General features: G+C 72.2%; 14 protein-coding genes. 3 read left to right on the forward strand and 11 right to left on the reverse strand.

The genetic code is table 11. From position 1 onward, the window contains the following. Window positions 1–1,753 (forward strand): alpha/beta fold hydrolase (locus ACFSKW_RS06380; protein WP_379570148.1); only part of this gene is annotated, 1,753 nt, incomplete at its 5' end. Beyond that, window positions 1,734–3,002 carry an MFS transporter gene (locus ACFSKW_RS06385; RefSeq protein WP_379570150.1) on the forward strand — a complete coding sequence of 423 codons (1,269 nt, stop codon included), beginning with the start codon at window positions 1,734–1,736 and terminating at the stop codon, window positions 3,000–3,002. The genes ACFSKW_RS06380 and ACFSKW_RS06385, both read left to right, overlap by 20 nt. Here ACFSKW_RS06385 and ACFSKW_RS06390 read toward each other — a convergent pair. The 11 genes from ACFSKW_RS06390 to ACFSKW_RS06440 form a co-directional block, all read right to left on the reverse strand. Next, window positions 2,971–3,990 (reverse strand): LLM class flavin-dependent oxidoreductase, encoded by a 1,020-nt coding sequence (locus tag ACFSKW_RS06390; RefSeq protein ID WP_379570152.1) that lies wholly within the window; start codon window positions 3,988–3,990, stop codon window positions 2,971–2,973. The genes ACFSKW_RS06385 and ACFSKW_RS06390 overlap by 32 nt on opposite strands. Further along, window positions 3,969–4,703, reverse strand: coding sequence for a thioesterase II family protein (locus ACFSKW_RS06395; RefSeq protein WP_379570154.1), 735 nt, complete (start codon window positions 4,701–4,703; stop codon window positions 3,969–3,971). Before ACFSKW_RS06395 ends, ACFSKW_RS06390 begins: the two co-directional genes overlap by 22 nt. Further along, a complete protein-coding gene (locus tag ACFSKW_RS06400; RefSeq protein ID WP_379570156.1) occupies window positions 4,700–8,830 on the reverse strand; it encodes a non-ribosomal peptide synthetase in 4,131 nt (1,376 codons plus the stop codon). The genes ACFSKW_RS06395 and ACFSKW_RS06400 overlap by 4 nt, the downstream gene beginning before the upstream one ends. Beyond that, entirely contained in the window at window positions 8,827–9,153 is a 327-nt protein-coding gene (locus ACFSKW_RS06405; protein WP_379570158.1) for an acyl carrier protein, read from the reverse strand. Before ACFSKW_RS06405 ends, ACFSKW_RS06400 begins: the two co-directional genes overlap by 4 nt. 188 nt (window positions 9,154–9,341) lie before the next feature. After that, entirely contained in the window at window positions 9,342–10,403 is a 1,062-nt protein-coding gene (locus ACFSKW_RS06410) for a hypothetical protein (RefSeq protein WP_379570160.1), read from the reverse strand. Beyond that, window positions 10,400–12,037 (reverse strand): hypothetical protein, encoded by a 1,638-nt coding sequence (locus ACFSKW_RS06415; RefSeq protein WP_379570162.1) that lies wholly within the window; start codon window positions 12,035–12,037, stop codon window positions 10,400–10,402. The genes ACFSKW_RS06410 and ACFSKW_RS06415 overlap by 4 nt, the downstream gene beginning before the upstream one ends. A gap of 236 nt (window positions 12,038–12,273) precedes the next feature. After that, window positions 12,274–12,909: a TetR/AcrR family transcriptional regulator gene (locus ACFSKW_RS06420; RefSeq protein WP_379570164.1), complete on the reverse strand. Its 636-nt coding sequence runs from the start codon at window positions 12,907–12,909 to the stop codon at window positions 12,274–12,276. A gap of 131 nt (window positions 12,910–13,040) precedes the next feature. Next, entirely contained in the window at window positions 13,041–13,829 is a 789-nt protein-coding gene (locus tag ACFSKW_RS06425; RefSeq protein WP_379570166.1) for a hypothetical protein, read from the reverse strand. A 191-nt stretch (window positions 13,830–14,020) separates the two neighbouring features. Continuing rightward, window positions 14,021–14,677 (reverse strand): DNA-binding response regulator, encoded by a 657-nt coding sequence (locus tag ACFSKW_RS06430; protein ID WP_379570168.1) that lies wholly within the window; start codon window positions 14,675–14,677, stop codon window positions 14,021–14,023. Further along, on the reverse strand, window positions 14,644–15,813 hold the full coding sequence (locus ACFSKW_RS06435) for a hypothetical protein (RefSeq protein WP_379570170.1): 1,170 nt from the start codon (window positions 15,811–15,813) through the stop codon (window positions 14,644–14,646). Before ACFSKW_RS06435 ends, ACFSKW_RS06430 begins: the two co-directional genes overlap by 34 nt. 46 nt (window positions 15,814–15,859) lie before the next feature. Next, entirely contained in the window at window positions 15,860–17,038 is a 1,179-nt protein-coding gene (locus ACFSKW_RS06440; RefSeq protein WP_379570172.1) for a sensor histidine kinase, read from the reverse strand. A gap of 49 nt (window positions 17,039–17,087) precedes the next feature. Here ACFSKW_RS06440 and ACFSKW_RS06445 point away from each other — a divergent pair, with 49 nt between their 5' ends. Then, a complete protein-coding gene (locus ACFSKW_RS06445) occupies window positions 17,088–17,609 on the forward strand; it encodes a GNAT family N-acetyltransferase (RefSeq protein WP_379570226.1) in 522 nt (173 codons plus the stop codon). Window positions 17,610–17,696: the final 87 nt, after the last annotated feature.

Consider the following 17,696-nt stretch of genomic DNA (forward strand, 5'->3'; position numbering starts at 1 on the left):
CCTCCTCGAAGAAGACATCCACCTCCCCCAACGCGTCATCTGCTCCGGCGAGGCCCTGCCCGCCGACCTGGCCGCACGCGTGCCGGACGCCGGTGTCTTCAACCTGTACGGCCCGACCGAGGCCGCCGTCGACGTCTCCTGGCACTCGTACGTCCAGGGCGAGCCCGTCGTCCCGATCGGCAGGCCCGTCGACAACACCCGGCTGCACGTCCTGGACGACTCCATGCGGCCGGTCCCCGTCGGCACCCCCGGACAGCTGTACATCGGCGGCGTCCAGGTGGCCCGCGGCTACCTCAACAGGCCCGCCCTCACCGCCGAACGCTTCGTCCCCGACCCCTCCGGCACCGGCACCAGGCTCTACGCCACAGGCGACCTCGCCCGCTGGCTACCCACCGGCGAACTCGAATACCTCGGCCGCACCGACTTCCAAGTCAAGATCCGCGGCATGCGGGTCGAGCCGGGGGAGGTCGAGGCGGTCCTGCGGGCCGAGCCGTCGATCCTCGACGCCGCGGTGACGGCGCACGACCAGTACCTGGTGGCCTACGTGGTCGGCGAGCCCGACCCCGACCTGCGCGAGCGGCTGCGCTCCAGGCTTCCCGACCATCTGATCCCGCGGGTCTGGGTGACGCTCGACGCTCTCCCTCTCACCACCAGCGGCAAGCTCGACAGGGCCGCGCTGCCCGCGCCCGAACCCGCGAGCGGCCGGCCGTACGTCCCGCCGCGCGACGAGATCGAGGCCCGCGTGGCCGTGCTGTACGAAGAGGTCCTGGACGTGACAGCGGTGGGCGCGCTCGACGACTTCTTCGAGCTCGGCGGCCACTCGCTCAGCGCGCTCAGGCTGGCCGCCCGCATCAGGCACGAGCTCGGCAGGAACCTGCCGGTGGCCGCCGTGCTGGCCGCTCCCACCGTCCACGAGCTGGCCGACGTGCTCAGGCAGCCCGAGGACCTGGCCCCCGCGAGCAGGGTCGTGCCGCTCAACGCGAAGGGCGACAGGACGCCGATCTTCCTCATCCACGCGCTGGGCGGCCAGGTGTTCCGCTACCACCCCTTGGCACGCAGGCTCGGCCCCGACCAGCCGGTGTACGCGATCGCCGCGCGCGGCCTGGCGGCAGGCGAGGAGCCGCACACCTCGCTCGCCGACATGGCCGCCGCCTACGTGGACGACGTGCTCGCCGTCCGCCCGCGGGGGCCGTACGTGCTGGGCGGCTTCTGCATCGGCGGGAACATCGCCCTCGAGGTCGCCCGGCGGCTGCGTGAGCGCGGCGAGGAGGTCCCGCTCGTCGTGCTGATGTACGCCAACGCCGAGGAGCCGGTGGCTCCCGCCTCGCTGGAGGACGACACCGTCCTGCTCTTCCACGCGCTCGCGGGCGGCCCCGAGGAGACCCTGGGGCTCGATCCCGAACGGCTGGCTGATCTGCCCCCCGAGGAGCGACTGCTGGCCGTCATGGGCGCGGCGTCGGCCGCGCACCGGCTGGCCCCCGACACCGCCGACGTCGAGCAGGCCCGCCGCTACCTGGCGGTCTTCCGGGCCAACGCGCACGCCGTCGGCGGATTCCGCCACGAGCCCTACGACGGCGACGTCGCGCTCTTCGCGCCCACGCCCGAAGACGGCGAGTGGCCCTCCGTCGTCAAGGGCCGGCTCGCGCACGCGCCGATCCCCGAGGAGCGCGTCCCGATCCTGTACGAACCCCTGGTCGCCGGTGCGGCCGCGGATATCAGAAAGTGGATGGACCATGGCATCCCCCACCAGTGAGCAGTCCACCCTGTGGCGCAACGCCGACTTCCTGCGGTTATGGGCCGGGCAGAGCCTGTCGCAGCTCGGCTCGTACGTCACCTACTTCGCGATCCCCGTCATCGCGGTCACCGTGCTGAACGCCACTCCGCAGGAGATGGGCGTGGTCGGCTTCCTGCTGCGGGCGCCGATGGTGCTGTTCCTGCTGTTCGGGGTGCTCGCCGACCGGGTGCGCAAGCGGCCCATCCTGATCTGGACCGACGTGGCGCGCTTCGTGCTGCTCATGCTGATCCCGATCGCCTGGTTCGCGGACATGCTCACGCTCGTCTGGCTGTACGTCGTGATCTTCCTGATCGGGCTGCTCGGGACCATGTTCCAGGTCGCCTACCGCAGCTACTTCCCGTTCCTTGTGCCTATGGAGAACTTCCTCGAGGGCAACTCCAAGCTGCAGCTGACCGAGTCGCTGGCCAACACCGTCGGCCCCGGCATCGCCGCGGCGCTGCTGAAGGTGATCGCCGCGCCCGTGCTGCTGATCGTCGACGCGGTCTCCTACCTGGCCTCCGCCATCGCGGTCGCGCTGATCAAGCGGCCCGAGTCGCGGCCGGAGGCCGACGACACCACGGCACGCCAGATCCACAAGGCCATCTGGGAAGGGATCCTGTGGGTGATGAAGCACCCGCTGATCCGCCCGCTGGCGATCTCCTCGGCGGTGTTCTCGCTGTTCATCCTGGGCGCGATGAACTCCATCTACGCGCTGTACGTGATCCGCGAGCTGGGCGTGCCCGCCGCCTGGTTCGGCGGCATCCTGGCCGGCGGGGGTGTGGGCGCCATCATCGGGGCGCTGCTCGCGGTGCGCGTGATGAAGCGCTACTCCGTCGGCGGCGTGCTGGTCTGGTCCATGGTGTACGGCAACGTGGCGCTCTTCCTCATCCCGCTGGCCACCGGCGAGATCTGGCTGAAGGTGGCCATGCTGGTCGCCGCGCAGGTCGTCAGCGGCGTCACCGCGCAGGTCTTCTTCGTCACCAACACCACGCTCGTGCAGACCATCACCCCGCCGCAGCTCCAGGGGCGCGTGGTGGCCTCGATCTACTCGCTGGGCCTGATCCCCGCGCCGCTGGGCGCGCTGGGCGCCGGCCTGCTGGCCGGGGTGGCGGGGATCAGGCCGGCGCTATGGGTGGTCATCACGATCGGCGCGCTGGTGCCGATCGCCGCGATGGCGTGGTCGCCGCTGGCCAAGCTCAAGCAGATGCCCGAACCAGCTGGGCAATGAGCCTCAGCTGCCGGCTGCGCAGCCGCCGGGTGGGCGTGACCAGGCCGACGATCAGGCTGGTGGCGCCCGCCTCGCGGTAGCCGGCGACCCGCTCGCGCAGCTTGCCGGCCGGGCCGCACAGGGTCATGGCGTCGATGAGCGCGTCCGGCAGCATGGCCATGGCCTCGCCCTGCCGCCCGTCCAGGAACGCCTCCTGCAGCTGGGCCGCCTCCTTCTCGAAGCCGAGCGAGGCGGCCAGCCGGTTGTAGAAGTTGGTGCGCCGCGAGCCCATGCCACCGAGGTAGAGGGCCAGCATCGGCCGCATCATGTCGTAGGCAAGATCCTGGTCCTCCTCGACGAGCGTGAGCAGCATCGGCGCGACGTCGATGTCGCGGCCCTTGAGGTGCACCCGCATCGCGGCCAGGTGTTCAGGGGGGAAGTGGATGGCCAGCCAGCCGTCGGCCAGCTCCCCCGCGAGCGCGATCGTCTTCGGGCCCATCGCCGCCAGGTACACCGGCAGCCGCTCCTGCACCGGCGAGACGGCCAGCGACAGTTCCTTGCCCTCGCTGTCGTCCAGCGGCAGCGTGAGCGTCTCACCTCGGTAGCTCACAGGGGCGCCGCCGAGGGCCAGGCGCACGACCTCCAGGTAGTCGCGGGCGCGGGCCAGCGGCCGGTCGAAGCGCTCCCCGTGCCAGCCCTCCACCACCTGCGGCCCCGACACACCGACGCCGAGCCTGGCCCGGCCGCCGGACACCTGGTCGATGGTGGCCGCGGTCATGGCCGCGACGACCGGCTTGCGTCCGGACATCTGCAGCACGCCGGTGCCGAGCGCGATCCGCTCGGTCTGGCCCGCGATCCAGGCCATCAGGCTGGCCGGGTCGGTGCCGTACGTCTCGGCCGCCCACACCGACTCGTAGCCGAGCGCCTCCGCCTCCCGTACCAGCGCGAGGTGGTCGGCGGGGCCGAGCCCCGCGCCACCCCAGTAGCTCATGCTGTAACCGAGGCGCATCCCATCTCCTCAACGATCGCGGCCGCCAGCGGCCCAGGGGCCTCCTCCGCCAGCCAGTGGGTGGTGTCGAGCGCGCGCAGCACCGGCCTGCTCGCGCTGTGCCTGCGCCAGCCCAGCAGGCCGCCCCTGCTCAGGGAGCCGTCCCGCGCGCCGTACAGGACCGTGACGGGGGTGGGCAGCGGCGGCGCAGGCCTGTGGTGGTAGCCGGCGAGCAGCCCGAAGTCGGCGCGCAGCGCCGGCTCCAGCACGGGCCAGAGCGCCTCGCGCTCGGCCAGCTCCGGCGGGACCCCGCCGAGCTCGATCAGCTGCTCCCAGAACAGCCACGACGGCAGCGAGGGCAGCCGGCGCAGCAGCGGCGTGACGTCCGGCGCCGCGAACGAGGCCACGACCAGCCGCTCGGGCGCGCCGCCCAGCTCCACCACGCGGCGGCAGACGAGGTAGGCCAGCAGCGCGCCGCTGCAGTACCCGAACAGCGTGTACGGCTCGTGCCGCGCCAGCAGGTCGCGGGCCAGGTCGTCGACCAGCCCTTCGAGGTCGGTGCGCGGAGCTTCGGCGAGCCTGGCCTGGCGGCCCGGCAGGTTCACCGCCCACAGGCCCACCTCGGGCGGGAGGTGGGCGGCGAGCTCGTTGAGCGAGGCGGGTCCCCCACCGGCGTGCGGGAAGGTGATGAGCGCCCGCTCGCCCTCCTTGAGCTGGACGAACCATGGCGTCATCGGATGCCTCCCAGATGGGCGGCCAGCTCGGCGGCGGTCGGGTGGTCGAACACCGCCCTGACCGAGAGAGAACGGCCGGCCAGTTCCTCGAGCGGGGCGATCAGGCGGACCGCGAGCACGGAGTGGCCGCCGTTGAGGAAGAAGTTGTCGTGCGGGCCGAGGCCGGGGCGCTCAAGCGCGTCCCGCCAGAGCGCCACGACCTGCCGGACGAGCCCGTCGCCCGACTCGGACGGCGTGCCGCGCTCCTCCTCCGGCACCGCCAGCTCCAGGTAGGCGATCTTCCCGTTGGCGGTGGTCGGCAGGCGGTCGGCGAAGACGTACCCGGTGGGCACCGCGTAGTCGGGCAGCCGCGTCCTGGCGAAGCGCCAGAGCTCCTCGCGCAGGTCCTCGCGGGCGCCCTCCACGAAGGCCACCAGCCGGCCGTCGGTCTGGGGGTCGCCGTCGAGGACGACGGCGGCCACGCGGACCGCCTCGTGCTCGTGCAGGGCCGCCTCGACCTCGCCCAGCTCGATGCGGTGCCCGCGGAGCTTGACCTGCCTGTCGTCGCGGCCCAGCAGCTCCAGGACCCCGTCGTGGCGGATCCGTGCCCGGTCGCCGGTGCGGTAGAAGCGGCCGTACCGCTCGTGCCGCCCGAAGCGTTCCTCGGTCAGCTCCGGCCGGTTGAGGTAGCCGGCGCTCACCCCGTCGCCCGCGACGCACAGCTCTCCCGGCACGCCGGGCGGCCTCTCGCGACCGTCAGCGTCGAGGACGAAGATCCTGGTGTTGGCCAGCGGCGCCCCGGCGGGCACCGGGTCGCCCGGCGGCTCCAGCAGCTCGGCGGCGGTGGACCAGATGGTGGTCTCCGTGGGCCCGTACACGTTGAAGACCCGGCAGCCGAGCGCGAGCAGGTCCCTGGCCAGCGCGGCGGGCATCGGCTCGCCGCCGCACAGGACCGTGCGCCCGGCCAGCTCCCGCCCCGCCTCCGGCACGACGAGCCGCCAGGCGGTCGGCGTGGCCTGCACGACCTCGACCGTCCCCGCCAGCTCCAGGAACCTGCGGGGCTGCAGCTGGTCCTCGTCCGAGGCCACCACGACCGTGCCGCCGCCCGCCAGCGGCACCAGCAGCTCGAGCCAGGAGATGTCGAAGGAGGGGGTGGTGGACCAGAGCGCCGACCGGGGCTCGCCCAGCCGGCCCGCGAAGTCGAGCACGAGGTTCGTCAGGTTGGCGTGGGTGACCTGGACGCCCTTCGGCCTGCCGGTGGAGCCCGAGGTGTAGATCACGTACGCGATCTCTCCCCGCTCGGGCTCCCTGGATACGGCCTGGCCTTCCGGCATCGTCACCACGGGCGTGGCCCCCGCCCACTCCGGCTCGTCCACACCGGTGATCACCAGGCGGGCGCCGGAGTCGGACACCTGGTACGACAGGCGCATCTCCGGCTGGCGGACGTCCAGCGGCAGGAACGCCGCCCCGGCCTGCCAGGTCCCGAGCACGGCGGCCACCAGGTCGGCCGAGCGGTCCAGGCCCAGCGCGACGAGGTCGCCCGGCCGCACACCGTGCGCGTCGAGGAGCTCCCGGACGGCGGCGGCGCGGCCGAGCAACTCGTCGTAGGTGACCTCCCGCGCGCCCTCACGGACGGCGACCGTCCGGCCGGCACGCTCGTCGGCCGAGCCCTCGCGCGCGACAGCTCTGTGCGATCCGATCCTCGACAGCAGCGGTTCAGGCCACGCGCGCGCGGTGTCGTTGACCCGGTCGAGCACCGCGCGGTCCGCAGGGGACAGCACGTCGGCCACCGATCCCGCGGCCGCCTGCCGCAGCACGGACGCCATCCGGGCCGCGAACGCCTCGATCTCGGCCTCGTCGTGCACCTCGGTGCTGTGCCACGCCCTGATCGTCAGCCTGCCGGGCTCCTGCACGGCGACGACCTGCAGGTCGAGACGGCTGCGGTCGAACAGGTCCTCGATGTAGCCGGGCACCTCGCCGCGGATGCGCACCTGCTCGTCGCTCCACGGCCGGTAGTTGAACATGTGCCGGAACAGCGGCACCCGCCAGTCGTCGGTGCCGTGCCCCCTGCGGGTCAGCACCGCCTCCACGGACGCGTCGGCGTGCTCGACGCCTTCCGCCCACGTCTCCTCGACCCGCCTGGCGACCTGGCCGAAGTCCTCGTCCAGTTCGGCGCGCACGCGCAGCGGCAGCGTGCTGACGCCGTAGCCGACGTGCCCGCGCCCAGCCGCGGTCCTGGTGCTGACCGGCATGCCCACCACCAGGTCGGGCCCGGCCCCGTGGCCGCGCAACGTCAGCAGGAACGCGGTGGCGAGCACGATGTTGCCCGTGGTCCGCAGCCTCGTCCTGAGCTCCTCGAGGGCCCGCACGGTCTCCTCGTCGACCTGCCACGAGCAGGTGTGCCCCGCGAAGGTCGGGCTGGACGGGGAGTGCCTGCTGCCCGGCAGCACCATGGCGGCCGGGTCGGCCCCGTCGAGCCGCTCCAGCCAGTAGTCCAGCGACTCCTGCGACGGCGTGCCAGGCTCCAGCATCGGAGCGGTGCCGGTCAGCTCGGCGGGCAGCGGGTCGTGGCCCGTCTGGCTGTCGTAGAAGCGGCCGAGTTCCTCCACCAGCAGCTGCATGGAGTGGGCGTCGATGACGATGTGGTGGCCGACCAGGCAGACGACGCTGCCCCCGCCGTCGGGGAGAGTGAAGTGGCCTGCCCTGACCAGCAGGTCGCGGCCCAGGTCGAACGGCTCGTCCAGGAAGCTCTGCAGGTCGGCGACCAGCGTCTCCTCTGTCGTGGGCCTGGTCACGAGCTTGAGCTGCGCGTCCTGCGGGGCGGTGAGATGCCTGACCGGCGCCCCGCCCACGACGGGGAACCTGAGCCGGAGCGCCGGATGCCGCTTGACCAGCCGGTTCACCGCGATCTGCAGCGGCAGGCGGCGAAGCGGCTCGCGCGTCCTGAACGCGACGGCCAGGTTGGAGACACCGCTGGCCGGGGCGAGCTGTTCCAGGACCCAGAAGGAGTACGGCACGGCGGTGAGCGGCCGCGTGGGCTCCATCGAGGGTGGCAACTCGTCACCGGGCCGGGGGATGGGGATGCGCTGGAGCGGATGGTCCGGCTCGAGAGCCGCCCAGTCCACCGGCGCCCCGGCCACCCAGAGCCGCGCGACGGCCGCCATGAACTCCCGCCGGTCCCGCCCCCACCCCGTGCCCTCCTCGGGGGTGGCCCCCTGCCGGTGGGCACCGGCTCCTCGCACCACCTCGGCGACGAGCTCGTCGAGCGGGCGGGTGGGCTCCCGTGCGACACCCCAGTCGGCGAGCGTGGCCGTCAGCGCGTAGGCGGAGGTGAAGGCCGCCGCGTCGCCGGTCCAGTCCGCGGGCAGGTCGTGGCCGTGCCTTTCGAAGGCCTCCGCGCAGACGTCCACGACCTCGGTGAAGACGCGCTCCACGCCGTACAGCGCCGCCGCCAGCTCCGCCGGCACCGCACCGGGGACGACGGCCGGATCGGAGCCGTCCTGTGCCGGGCGGAGCGGGGTGGAGCGGGAGGCGCCGGAGGAGGAGTCCTCGGCCGTCAGGGCCGCCGCGGCCTCGGCCGCGCTCTCGCAGACCACCGCTCCGCGCACCGCGTGCACGGCCCTGCCGCGCTGCAGGGTGCCGACGGCGTCGGCGAACAGGTCCTCGCGCAGCCCCGCGAAGAACCCCGCCAGGCTCCGCCGTACCGCGTCAGCCTCCTGCGGGGTGCGGCCGGACCACACCACCACGCGGGGCCCAGCGCCGGCGGGGACGTGCACGGGGGGATAGCCGTCCTCGACCGCCAGGTCGTCGGGCCAGATGACCCGGTGCACGGTGTCGCCGTCGAGCAGCGCCCGGTCGAGCAGGCGCAGCACCAGGGTTCCGGTGAGCGAGGGGACCTCCGCGCCGTCGGTGACGGCCAGCTCGCACTCCCCCGCCAGCAGCGCTGCGCACGCCTTGCGCACCCCGTCGAACGCGCCGACGACCTGCGCCGCCGGATCGTGCCCCGCCTCTTCGACGGCATCGCCCTGCGCGGCGAACCGGCCCTGGGCGATGACCGCGACCGGCCTCTCCTCAAGCTCGGGCCCGACCTCCGGCGCGCCGCCCGGCGCTTCGGATAAGGGGCCGGGTTCCGTCTGGGGAGTGGTCACCGGCCGTCCTCCCTGAGGCGGGCACGGATGTCGCGACGGCTGCCGGTGATCGGCCTGCGCCTGCCGGTGTCGGCCCGCGCGGGCGCGCTGCCCTGCGCGATCAGGCGGCCGAGCGCGACCAGGTTCGGGTGGGTGAACAGCGCGGTGGCCGGCAGGTCGACGCCGAGGGTGGTGGTGATCTCGTCGTGCAGCTCGACCAGGGACAAGGAGTCCAGCCCTGCCTCGAAGAAGTTCAGGTCGGGATCGAGGGGGCGGCCCAGCCGCCGTTCCACGAGTTCCGCCACCATCCGCTGGTGGTCCGTCGGCCGACTGGCATGGGTCATCCGGCGTCCTTTGTCCGAGCTGAAGCCTGGTGCCGGACGGGGTCGCCGTCCGCCACTAGGCATCCTTCCCGAGTCCGACAACCGCCGACAAGCCCGGATTTATAGGGGTTTCTGAAGGAAGGGTCCGGGCGAAAACTCCCCGTAGCGGCGCAACGCCACCGAGCCAGCACGGACCCCCACGCGGGACGTCAGGGAATCCAGCTCGCCGAGACGAGCGTGGGCACGGCGCCCTCCCTCGGGGCGACGACGACGAGCAGGGGCGATGCCACGGGAGCGGGCAGGTCCAACTCCAGAGTGTTGCCGTCCGTGGACCTGACGGGCCTGGTCAGACCGCCGTCCTGAACGCTCATGACCCCCTCCACGTACGGCGCGGCCGAGCACATGGCCTCGCGGGCGGCGTGCCGTACCCGCTTCGCCTCGCCGCCGACCCGCAGCAGGGCCCTGCGCATCAGCGCGCGGTCCCTGGCCGTGGCGGGCCTGTTGGCGCTGGTGTCGGCCCTGCTGCCGAGCCGGACGGTCAGCCGTCCGCCCGAGCCGAAGACGCCCGGCGGGACGGGATTCACCACGAACAGGCCGGTACGCAGCGGGCGGGTGCCGCGCCGGTTCAGGTGAGCCAGGCCGCCCGAGCTGACGAGCGAGACGACCTCGCAGCGGGCGCCGTCCATGGCCTCCCCCAGCGGCGTCTTAGCCCCGTCGGGGCACTCCTCGAAGGCCACCCTGTCGATGCGCACGCCGGCGGCGCCGCCGTCCATGATCGTGCCCGCCATCGCGTCGCGCACCTCGCGGGAGACGTCGCGGCCTTCGGCGATGTCCAGGACCTCCACGCAGACCAGGCCGTCGTCGGGCACCTCCTCGGGCATCAGGTCGAAGACGACCCGGGCGCTCATGGTGCCCTTGCCGCCCTTCAGCAGCACGCACTGCCGCAGCCGTCCCTGGGCGCGGACCTGCAGGAGGCGCGGCGGGAGGTGCGCTGCCCTGACCTCGCCGGGGCCTTCGGGCAGATGCCAGCCGGGCACGGAGGTGGCGTCCACCGACAGCACCACCTTGACGCGCAGACGGCGGCCCCCTGCCGCCACCTTGAACCCCACGAGCCCCGAGCCCTCGAACCGGCCCATGATGTGGTCGCCGCGGTGGAACAGGTCGGTCACCTGCAGCGCCGCCGCCCGCCCGTTGAACAGCTCGGCCGGCGGCGACAGCGCGACGACGGGCTCGTCGAACGCGGTGGCCGGGCCGTGCAGGAGTGTGGTCATGACGCGCTCCTAGACGTGGTCAGGGCCGCGGCGAGCCCCTCTGGATCCCGGAAGTCGAGCCGGCTCAGCAGCGGTTCGCGCCGTTCCCACATGCGGCGCACCGCCGTGTGCAGGGGGTCGCCGTCGCGCTCCACGTGCCGCATCGCGACGGCGAGCGCGCGCAGGTAGTCCTCGCCGTCCCCCATCTCCCAGTGGGGCAGCAGCGGCGAGGGCACGTCGGCCCCGCTGCGGTACAGCCACAGCCACAGCCGGGCGCGCTCCCGCTGCTCGGGCCCCAGCATGGACTCGCCCTTGAGATGGCGGGTGACGGCCTCGGCGAGCAGCCGCCAGTAGTCGGAGCGGGTCTCGGCCACATGCGACAGGCCGCAGCCGCTCCACTCCGACCAGCCTGCCTGGATGACGGGGATGCCGAAGGCGGGCAGTTCGTTGGAGACGCTGCCGCGGACCGTGACGCCCAGGTCGGTCATGCTCCAGAGCATGTTCTTCGACAGCGACAGGCTCGGCGCGAAGACCAGGTGCGAGCGCCCGGCATGGCGTGCGGCGACGGAGGCGAAGTGGCCGGTGGTGTCGTAGCGATGCTGGTTCGGGTGGTCGAGGAGGAGCCAGTTCACCGACTCCTCGCCTGCGGCGAACGCGGCCGTCTCCTCGAACCATTCCGCCAGATCCTCGAACACTTCGAGATTCGTCCCGACCGCGTCGGAGACGGCGTGGTTGAACACCGTGAAGACGGGGCGGTCAGGATCGATGCCGAACCGGTCGCAGCCGTGCTGCCGGATCTGCCGGCGTTCGGTCTCCGTGCGGATCTCGAAGGAGCTGATGTTGCCGGCCCGCCACCAGCTCGGCCTGCCCAGGTTCTCCTTGGCGCGCCACGCCACCAGCTCGGCGCTCGGCCTGATGGCGTCCCTGTGCGGCCAGACGTGCTCGTCGAAGTAGCGGGCGACCTCGCGGGTGAGCTCCTCGCGGAAGGTGCCCGTCCCCTGCCGCGCCTCGGGGAAGAGCGTGTACGCCTTCAACGACCCTGTGCTCTGGGCGTGCACGACAGGGATGTCCATGCGCATCGCCGTCTCGACGGCCAGCCCCCACTGGTCGTAGTCGACGTGGCTGGTGACCAGGGCCGCGGGCGCCAGCTCGGTGAACAGCCGGTCGTAGACCGCGGAGAAGGCCCTGGTACGGGCACGCCGCGCGTGGTGGTGCTCGTCCTCGACGTCCGGCAGCCGGGGCACGCGGTCGAGCCGGACCAGCGTCGCCGTCTCCAGCGCGTCGAGCATGGCCCTGCCGACCCTCTCGGAGGGGGTGTCGCCCTGCTCGGCGAGCCGCCGGTCGGCGAGGCCGTGCACGTCGACGATCTCCGCGGCGCCGAACGCCTGCGCGAGCCGCCGTACCCGCTCGACTTCGAACTCCTCCCAGAGCGCTCGCCGCCACTCGCGGTCGGTGCCGGTGAGGACGACGAGCCGGGAGGAGGTCAGATCGCAGATCGCGTTGGCGAGCAGCAGGTTGCGGACGACCACCCGGATGTCCTGGTGCATGGCCTCGGCCACCACACAGCTCCCGGACCTGGAGGGACGCCTGTCCCAGTAGGCCCTCGCAGCCGAGAGCAGGCGGTCGAACTGCTCTTCTCCCCCGACAAGACGCATCTGCCCCTCCATCGCTCATCGCCGTGGCAGCCGCGTAGGACGCTGCCAGGCCGGGCCGAGGCCCGACCCGGCAAACACGCGATCCTTTGCCATGGCCGCCGGGCGGCTTTACCTGCCGGCGGCCGTCACGGCGGACGGAGGGTCACCCGTTGTCAGTGCCTGGCCATGCCGGGCACCACGATGAGCGACGAGATCACCGCCGGCATGTTCATTCCATGGTTGCTACCCGGTGGGAATCATTCGGCGGGCTCCAACCCGGACTCCTCCACCATGTGCGAAGCCAGCATCGCGGTCAGCTGCGCACGGAACTCCGCCTCGTGCGCCGGGTCGTCAGGATCATGCCCCATGCCCGTCAGCCACGATCGCCTGCCGATGGCGAACCCGTACGCCGCCGACACCCCCATCAACGCCACCGCCTCGATGCGGGACCTGCTCGGAACCGGCCGACCCGCCAGCGCGGACCGGATCCCCGCCTCGATCGCGTCGATCAGCTCCCGCAGGTCCGGCCGTACGGCGCCCTGGTAGTCGGCGTGCATCTCGGCCCAGACGAACAACCGCAGGTAACGCTCGTCCGCCAGGGTGTCGAACACCACGCCCATGATCCCCGCCGCGGTCGGAACACCCCGCTCGGCCTGGATGCGGTCATGGATCCGCTCCTGGATCCGCTTGTCCTCGGACACCAGCACCTCGCGGACCAGAGCAGCATAGGTACCGAAATAGTGGGTCACCAATCCATGGGCGACACCGACGGCCTCGGCGATCTGTCTCAGCGTGACGTTGTCCGGTCCCCGCTCACCGATCAACCGTGCCGCCGCGGCAAGCAGCTCCGCGCGAGCTTCCTCAGGACTGCGCCTGCGCCGTCGGGGTTTCACGGCCCCAGCCTATTGGCCAGTGGCCAACAGGCTGGGCCGGTGGCGCTGTCGCCGTACCGCACCGCCGGCCACGGGCGCGGGGCGGACCGCCGGTCACCCCTCCCCGGCGGTCCGCGACGTCAGGGCCCTGGTCAGCCGGTCTGCTTGGGCGACCAGAGAGGCTTGTCGTCCTTGGAGTAGATCACCACGTTGCCCTCGTCCTGGACGGCCAGGTAGGCGCCGGGATTGCCCGCGGTCGGGCTGGTCCAGACTCCCTTGCCGGAGGAGCTGTAGATGACCAGGTTGCCTTCCTTCTGCATCGTGGCCTTCGCACCGGGGGCGTCCGCCGTCGGCGTCGTCCACCTGGCCTTGTGGTCCTTGGTGTAGAGGACCAGGTTGCCCTCCTTCTGCATGACGAGCTGGTACTGGCCGTTCTCGGACTGGACCCACTGTCCGGCCTTGAGGGTGTGCCCGGAAGGCAGCGACCCGACGTAGGCGTGGCGCGACCACAGGAACCTGTTGTCGGCGGAGTAGATGACGAGGTTCCCGTCATCCTGCACGGTGAGGTAGGCGCCCGCGTTGCCCGCGGTGTTCGTGCTCCACAGCGGCTTGTTCAGGGCGTTGTAGATGACCAGGTTGCCCTCCCGCTGCATCGTCGCGTACGCGGGGGAACCCGACGCGGGCGAACTCCAGAGGGCATTGCCGCCCGGGCCGTAGAGGACGAGGTTGCCCTGTGCCTGCTGGATCAGCTTGTACTGACCGTTGTCCGACTTCACCGACTCAGACGGCTTGAGGCTCTCCCCTGCGCTCAGCCTGTCGTCCGTCCTGTCGGCCGTGGCGGCGCCGGCCGCCGGCGCGAACGACAACGGCAGCGCCAGTGCCGCGGCCAGGACCGCGCTCGTCCCCAGGCCGCGCGCGGCCGCCCCCTTGAGTGAGCGCATCGAAACTCGCTTCACAGCCCAGACTCCGAATCTTCTCGTGTGTGCTCGTGTCGCCCCGTCGGCACCGACGTGCGCCGGGGCTGGAGGAATGCGGGTATGACGGCACCCGGCAAGCGGGTGCCACCCGCCACCACGTTAGGGAGAGCCGGTTGACCGGCGTGACGGCTGTTCGACCCACAAAACCGCGAAGGTCACAGATCGTCGACCCGCACGAGCCCGTCCTGGATGGCCCTGGCGACGAGCTTGGCCTTCGTCCTGGCCTCCCTGCCGACGTTCGCGTACTTGATCCGCACCCGGTCCAGGTAGGAGTTGACGGTTCGCGGCGTGATGCCCAGCCTCTCGGCGACGAGCTCCTTCGACTCGCACTGGAACCACTCGATCAGCACCTCCTCCTCGCGAACGGACAGCTGCGGGCGTTCCGCCGCCCTGTTCGCGCCGAACGCCCCCGCCAGCGCCGGCGGCGTGTACGGCCGGTCGTCGGCGGCCGCGACCGTGGCCGCGACCAGGTGCTCCTCTCCTTCGGCCTTCGTGAGGTAGCTGAACGCGCCGATGTCCATGCACGTCAACGCCGTGTGCTCGTCGTCGCGCATCGTGTAGACGATGACCTGCCTGCCCGCGTCGACCAGGCAGCGCAGGTCGCCGAACGCCGGCGGCCCGCCCGCCAGATGCAGGTCGAGCACCACCACCGCGGCCGAATCCCCTGGCGGCAGCCATGCGGCCTTCGGCGTGGCACCGGCCGCGACGACCTCGATCGGCGGGTCGGCCGTCGCGTACCAGTACCGCACGCCCGCGAGGACGGCCGGATGGTCGTCGATCAGCGCGACCGTGATGGTGTCCCCAGCCGCCACACCGTCTCCACCCACAGTCGGTTCCCCTTCGCCACACGATTGACCTCGACATGCCTGAACTCGAACTCCGGAGGCGGCTCCCCCTGCACGTCCCCGACCGCGCTGACCCGAACCTGCTCCGGCGTGCGAACCACCGTCACCCGGACCTGCTCCGGTGTGGCGACGACGGCCGACGAGGCCGCGGAGAGCACGGCCGTCACCGCGTCGATGAGCTCTCGCCGCACCTCCTTCGGCAGGTCCGTCGGCTCGCCCCGCACCGCGAGCTGCACGGTGACCTCGTGGCGTTCCGCGACGTCGATGACCGCACGCAACTCGTGCAGCAATCGGTCGGACACGTCGTCGCTCTCCGCGAACAGGCGCCGCATCCTCGCCGCCTCGTGCGCGCACCGGCGCCTGGTGTCCTGGTCCGAAGGATCGAGCGAGCCGTAACCCAGCCCGACGAGCAGCGGGACCGTGGTGCCGAGCAGCGCGGCGTAACGCCGTTGATGGTCGAGGTGCGTGTGGTCGGCCACCGCCTCCTCCGTGCGGATCCGCTCCTCTTCCTCCGCCGCCTCGCTCGCCCGTACGGCGACGCGCCGTACGGCATGGACCACGAGGCCGAACGCGAACTGGAACCCGTAGATCGACACCGCCGACAGCGCCATCGACGCCATCGTCCGGGGGCCGGGCAGGTCCGCGACGACCGCCTGGACCACCGCCAGGGCGAGGTTGGCGCCGAGGAACGCGCCGAGATACCCGAGCGGCAGGTCGAACAGCAGCAGCACGCCGTACCAGCCGACCAGGCCGAAGGACCAGTTGGCCGCGTCCGGAATCCGGTGTGAAGGCGCCGCGGAGGAGGCCGCCACGACCGCGACGAGCACCAGGCCCACGCAGACCCACCGCACCGCGGGCGGGACGCCCCGGCCGCGCACCACGAAGATCGCGGCGACCAGCGTGACCCCGACCAGAAGGGCGAACCCGGCGACCTCCAGCCACAACGGGTCGTAGCGCGCGCTGCTCCTGACAAGCTCCGGCAGGCAGAGACCGAACTGGACGGCCGCGGTCACCGCCAGAACCGACCCCCGGACACCGCGCAGGAGCCGCCGCTCGATCTGCCCTGCAGCTCTCCTCCGCCCGCGTTCGGTCACCCTGGGCACGCGGCCACATCCATCGCGCGAAACCGGTCGGCCTCCCCGAGCGCGTTCAAGCAGCCTGATCACGTGGCCACATCCAGCGCAGTGTGGTGCCCTCGCCCGGCGCCGAGGCGACGAGCACCCGCCCGCCCGCGGCCGCCATCCGCTCGACGATGGAGCCGGAGATCCCGCGCCGGTGCGGGGCGACCTGCTCGGGGTCGAAGCCGCGACCGCGGTCCCGCAGCTCCACCACGATCCTGCCGTGCTCGTCGACCTCCGCGCGCAACGCGGCCTCGGCCACCCCCGCGTGCCGGTTCACGTTGGTCAGCGCCTCCCGGACGCCGTGGAAGACGGCCAGCGCCGGTGCCGCGGGCACAGGCGGCAGCCCGCCGATGTCCTGCCGTACGCGCACCCCCGGATGCAGGGTCGCCGTGGCCAGCAGCGCGCCGAGGTCGACCCGACCGGCGTCCGGACCCGAGGACACGGTGAGCATCTTCAGGTCCTGCCTGGCGCGTTCGCGCACGTCATCGTGGGCCTCGCGGGTTCCCATCGCGACCATCAGCAGGGTCGTGCTCGCCGTGTCGTGCAGTGTGGCGAGGTACTCACGCTCGACCGCGCGCCTGGCCGCCGCGACGGCGGCCTCCCTGCGCCGTGCCGCCACCCGCTCGGTGAGCCTGTCCACCGCGCGCACCTCGGAACGGATCAGCACATAGGACAGCCTGGCCAGGGCGACCTCCATCAGCACCCGCACCGCCGGCAGCACCGCAGGCGACCAGTCACCGGAATGCGCGACGGCGGAGCCGGCGACGTAGGCGCCGAGCGCCAGGACCGCCAGCCCACTCCCCACCAGCGGCCTGGTGCACCATTCGAACGGGTACGTCACGGCCGTGATCGAGATCAGGGCGTACACCCAGCTGGCGGAGTCCTGGCCACCCGCCACCGCCTGGCCGACTCCCATCGCGGCGAGCACCACGACGTCGACCGCGACGACCGTCCACGCCCTGGACACCGTCCCGTTCCTCGCCCAGACGAGCCGAAGAACGGACCAGCCGATCGCGAGGACCGCCAGCACGGCCGTCTGCGGCCTGGTCCCGCCTGGCGCCGCGAGCACACCGAACACGCCGCAGGGCACGACGGTCGCCGAACGCAACCAGACCGAATAGCGGCTCGCAGCCCGGACCAGCTCCCGCTCCGCCGCCCCCGAGACTTTCCCGCGCGCCTCTCCCGCCTCCTGGTGCCCCTCAACCACCGCACAAACACTATCGAACTGGACACAGTCAAGACCGGAACTGCTGAGGATCCGGCACCGTCAGCCTCCGGCGGCACCGACCGCCTACTTCGACGATGTCCTGCAGAGCAAGCCCACGATCCCCGCGCCGGGCTTCGAGCTCGTCGCGGCCAAGGAACGCGGAAGCGTCATAGGGCTCATGGACGTCATCGTCGACGGCGAACTGGCGACCATCGACACCCTCGCGGTCCATCCCGACCACCAGCACCAGGGCATCGGCCGCGCGCTCCTCTCCGAAGCCCTCACCCGGGTCACCGCGCTCGGCGTGCCGACGCTGGACGCATGGACCAGAGACGATCCGAACACCTTGCGCTGGTATCGGACCAGCGGCTTCACCGAGAGCGAGCACTACCTCCACGTCTACGCGAACCACTACACCGACGCAGGCGAGCCGGACCGAGCCATCGGCGAACGACGGCCAGGGCTACGGCCGATGATGGCCTTCCTGCACGCCGACCTGCGAGAAGAGCAGTCCATGCGCGAGCGGTTCGCACGCGTCCATGTCTGCCGACGCTTCGTGCTGACCGTCTGAGCCACACCCCGCCGTCGAGCCGCATCCCTCGCGGGAGGGTCGTATGAAGGCTCCGGACGCCTGACGGTACGTGCGCCCTTCGGCGGG

This window comes from Nonomuraea mangrovi, assembly GCF_042681425.1.
GTDB lineage: Bacteria > Actinomycetota > Actinomycetes > Streptosporangiales > Streptosporangiaceae > Nonomuraea > Nonomuraea mangrovi.

Coding starts and splice junctions, on each gene's coding strand:
- ACFSKW_RS06385 (WP_379570150.1), top strand. CDS start 1,734: ATGGCATCCCCCACCAGTGAGCAGTCCACCCTGTGGCGCAACGCCGAC.
- ACFSKW_RS06390 (WP_379570152.1), bottom strand. CDS start 3,990: ATGCGCCTCGGTTACAGCATGAGCTACTGGGGTGGCGCGGGGCTCGGC.
- ACFSKW_RS06395 (WP_379570154.1), bottom strand. CDS start 4,703: ATGACGCCATGGTTCGTCCAGCTCAAGGAGGGCGAGCGGGCGCTCATC.
- ACFSKW_RS06405 (WP_379570158.1), bottom strand. CDS start 9,153: ATGACCCATGCCAGTCGGCCGACGGACCACCAGCGGATGGTGGCGGAA.
- ACFSKW_RS06410 (WP_379570160.1), bottom strand. CDS start 10,403: ATGACCACACTCCTGCACGGCCCGGCCACCGCGTTCGACGAGCCCGTC.
- ACFSKW_RS06415 (WP_379570162.1), bottom strand. CDS start 12,037: ATGCGTCTTGTCGGGGGAGAAGAGCAGTTCGACCGCCTGCTCTCGGCT.
- ACFSKW_RS06425 (WP_379570166.1), bottom strand. CDS start 13,829: ATGCGCTCACTCAAGGGGGCGGCCGCGCGCGGCCTGGGGACGAGCGCG.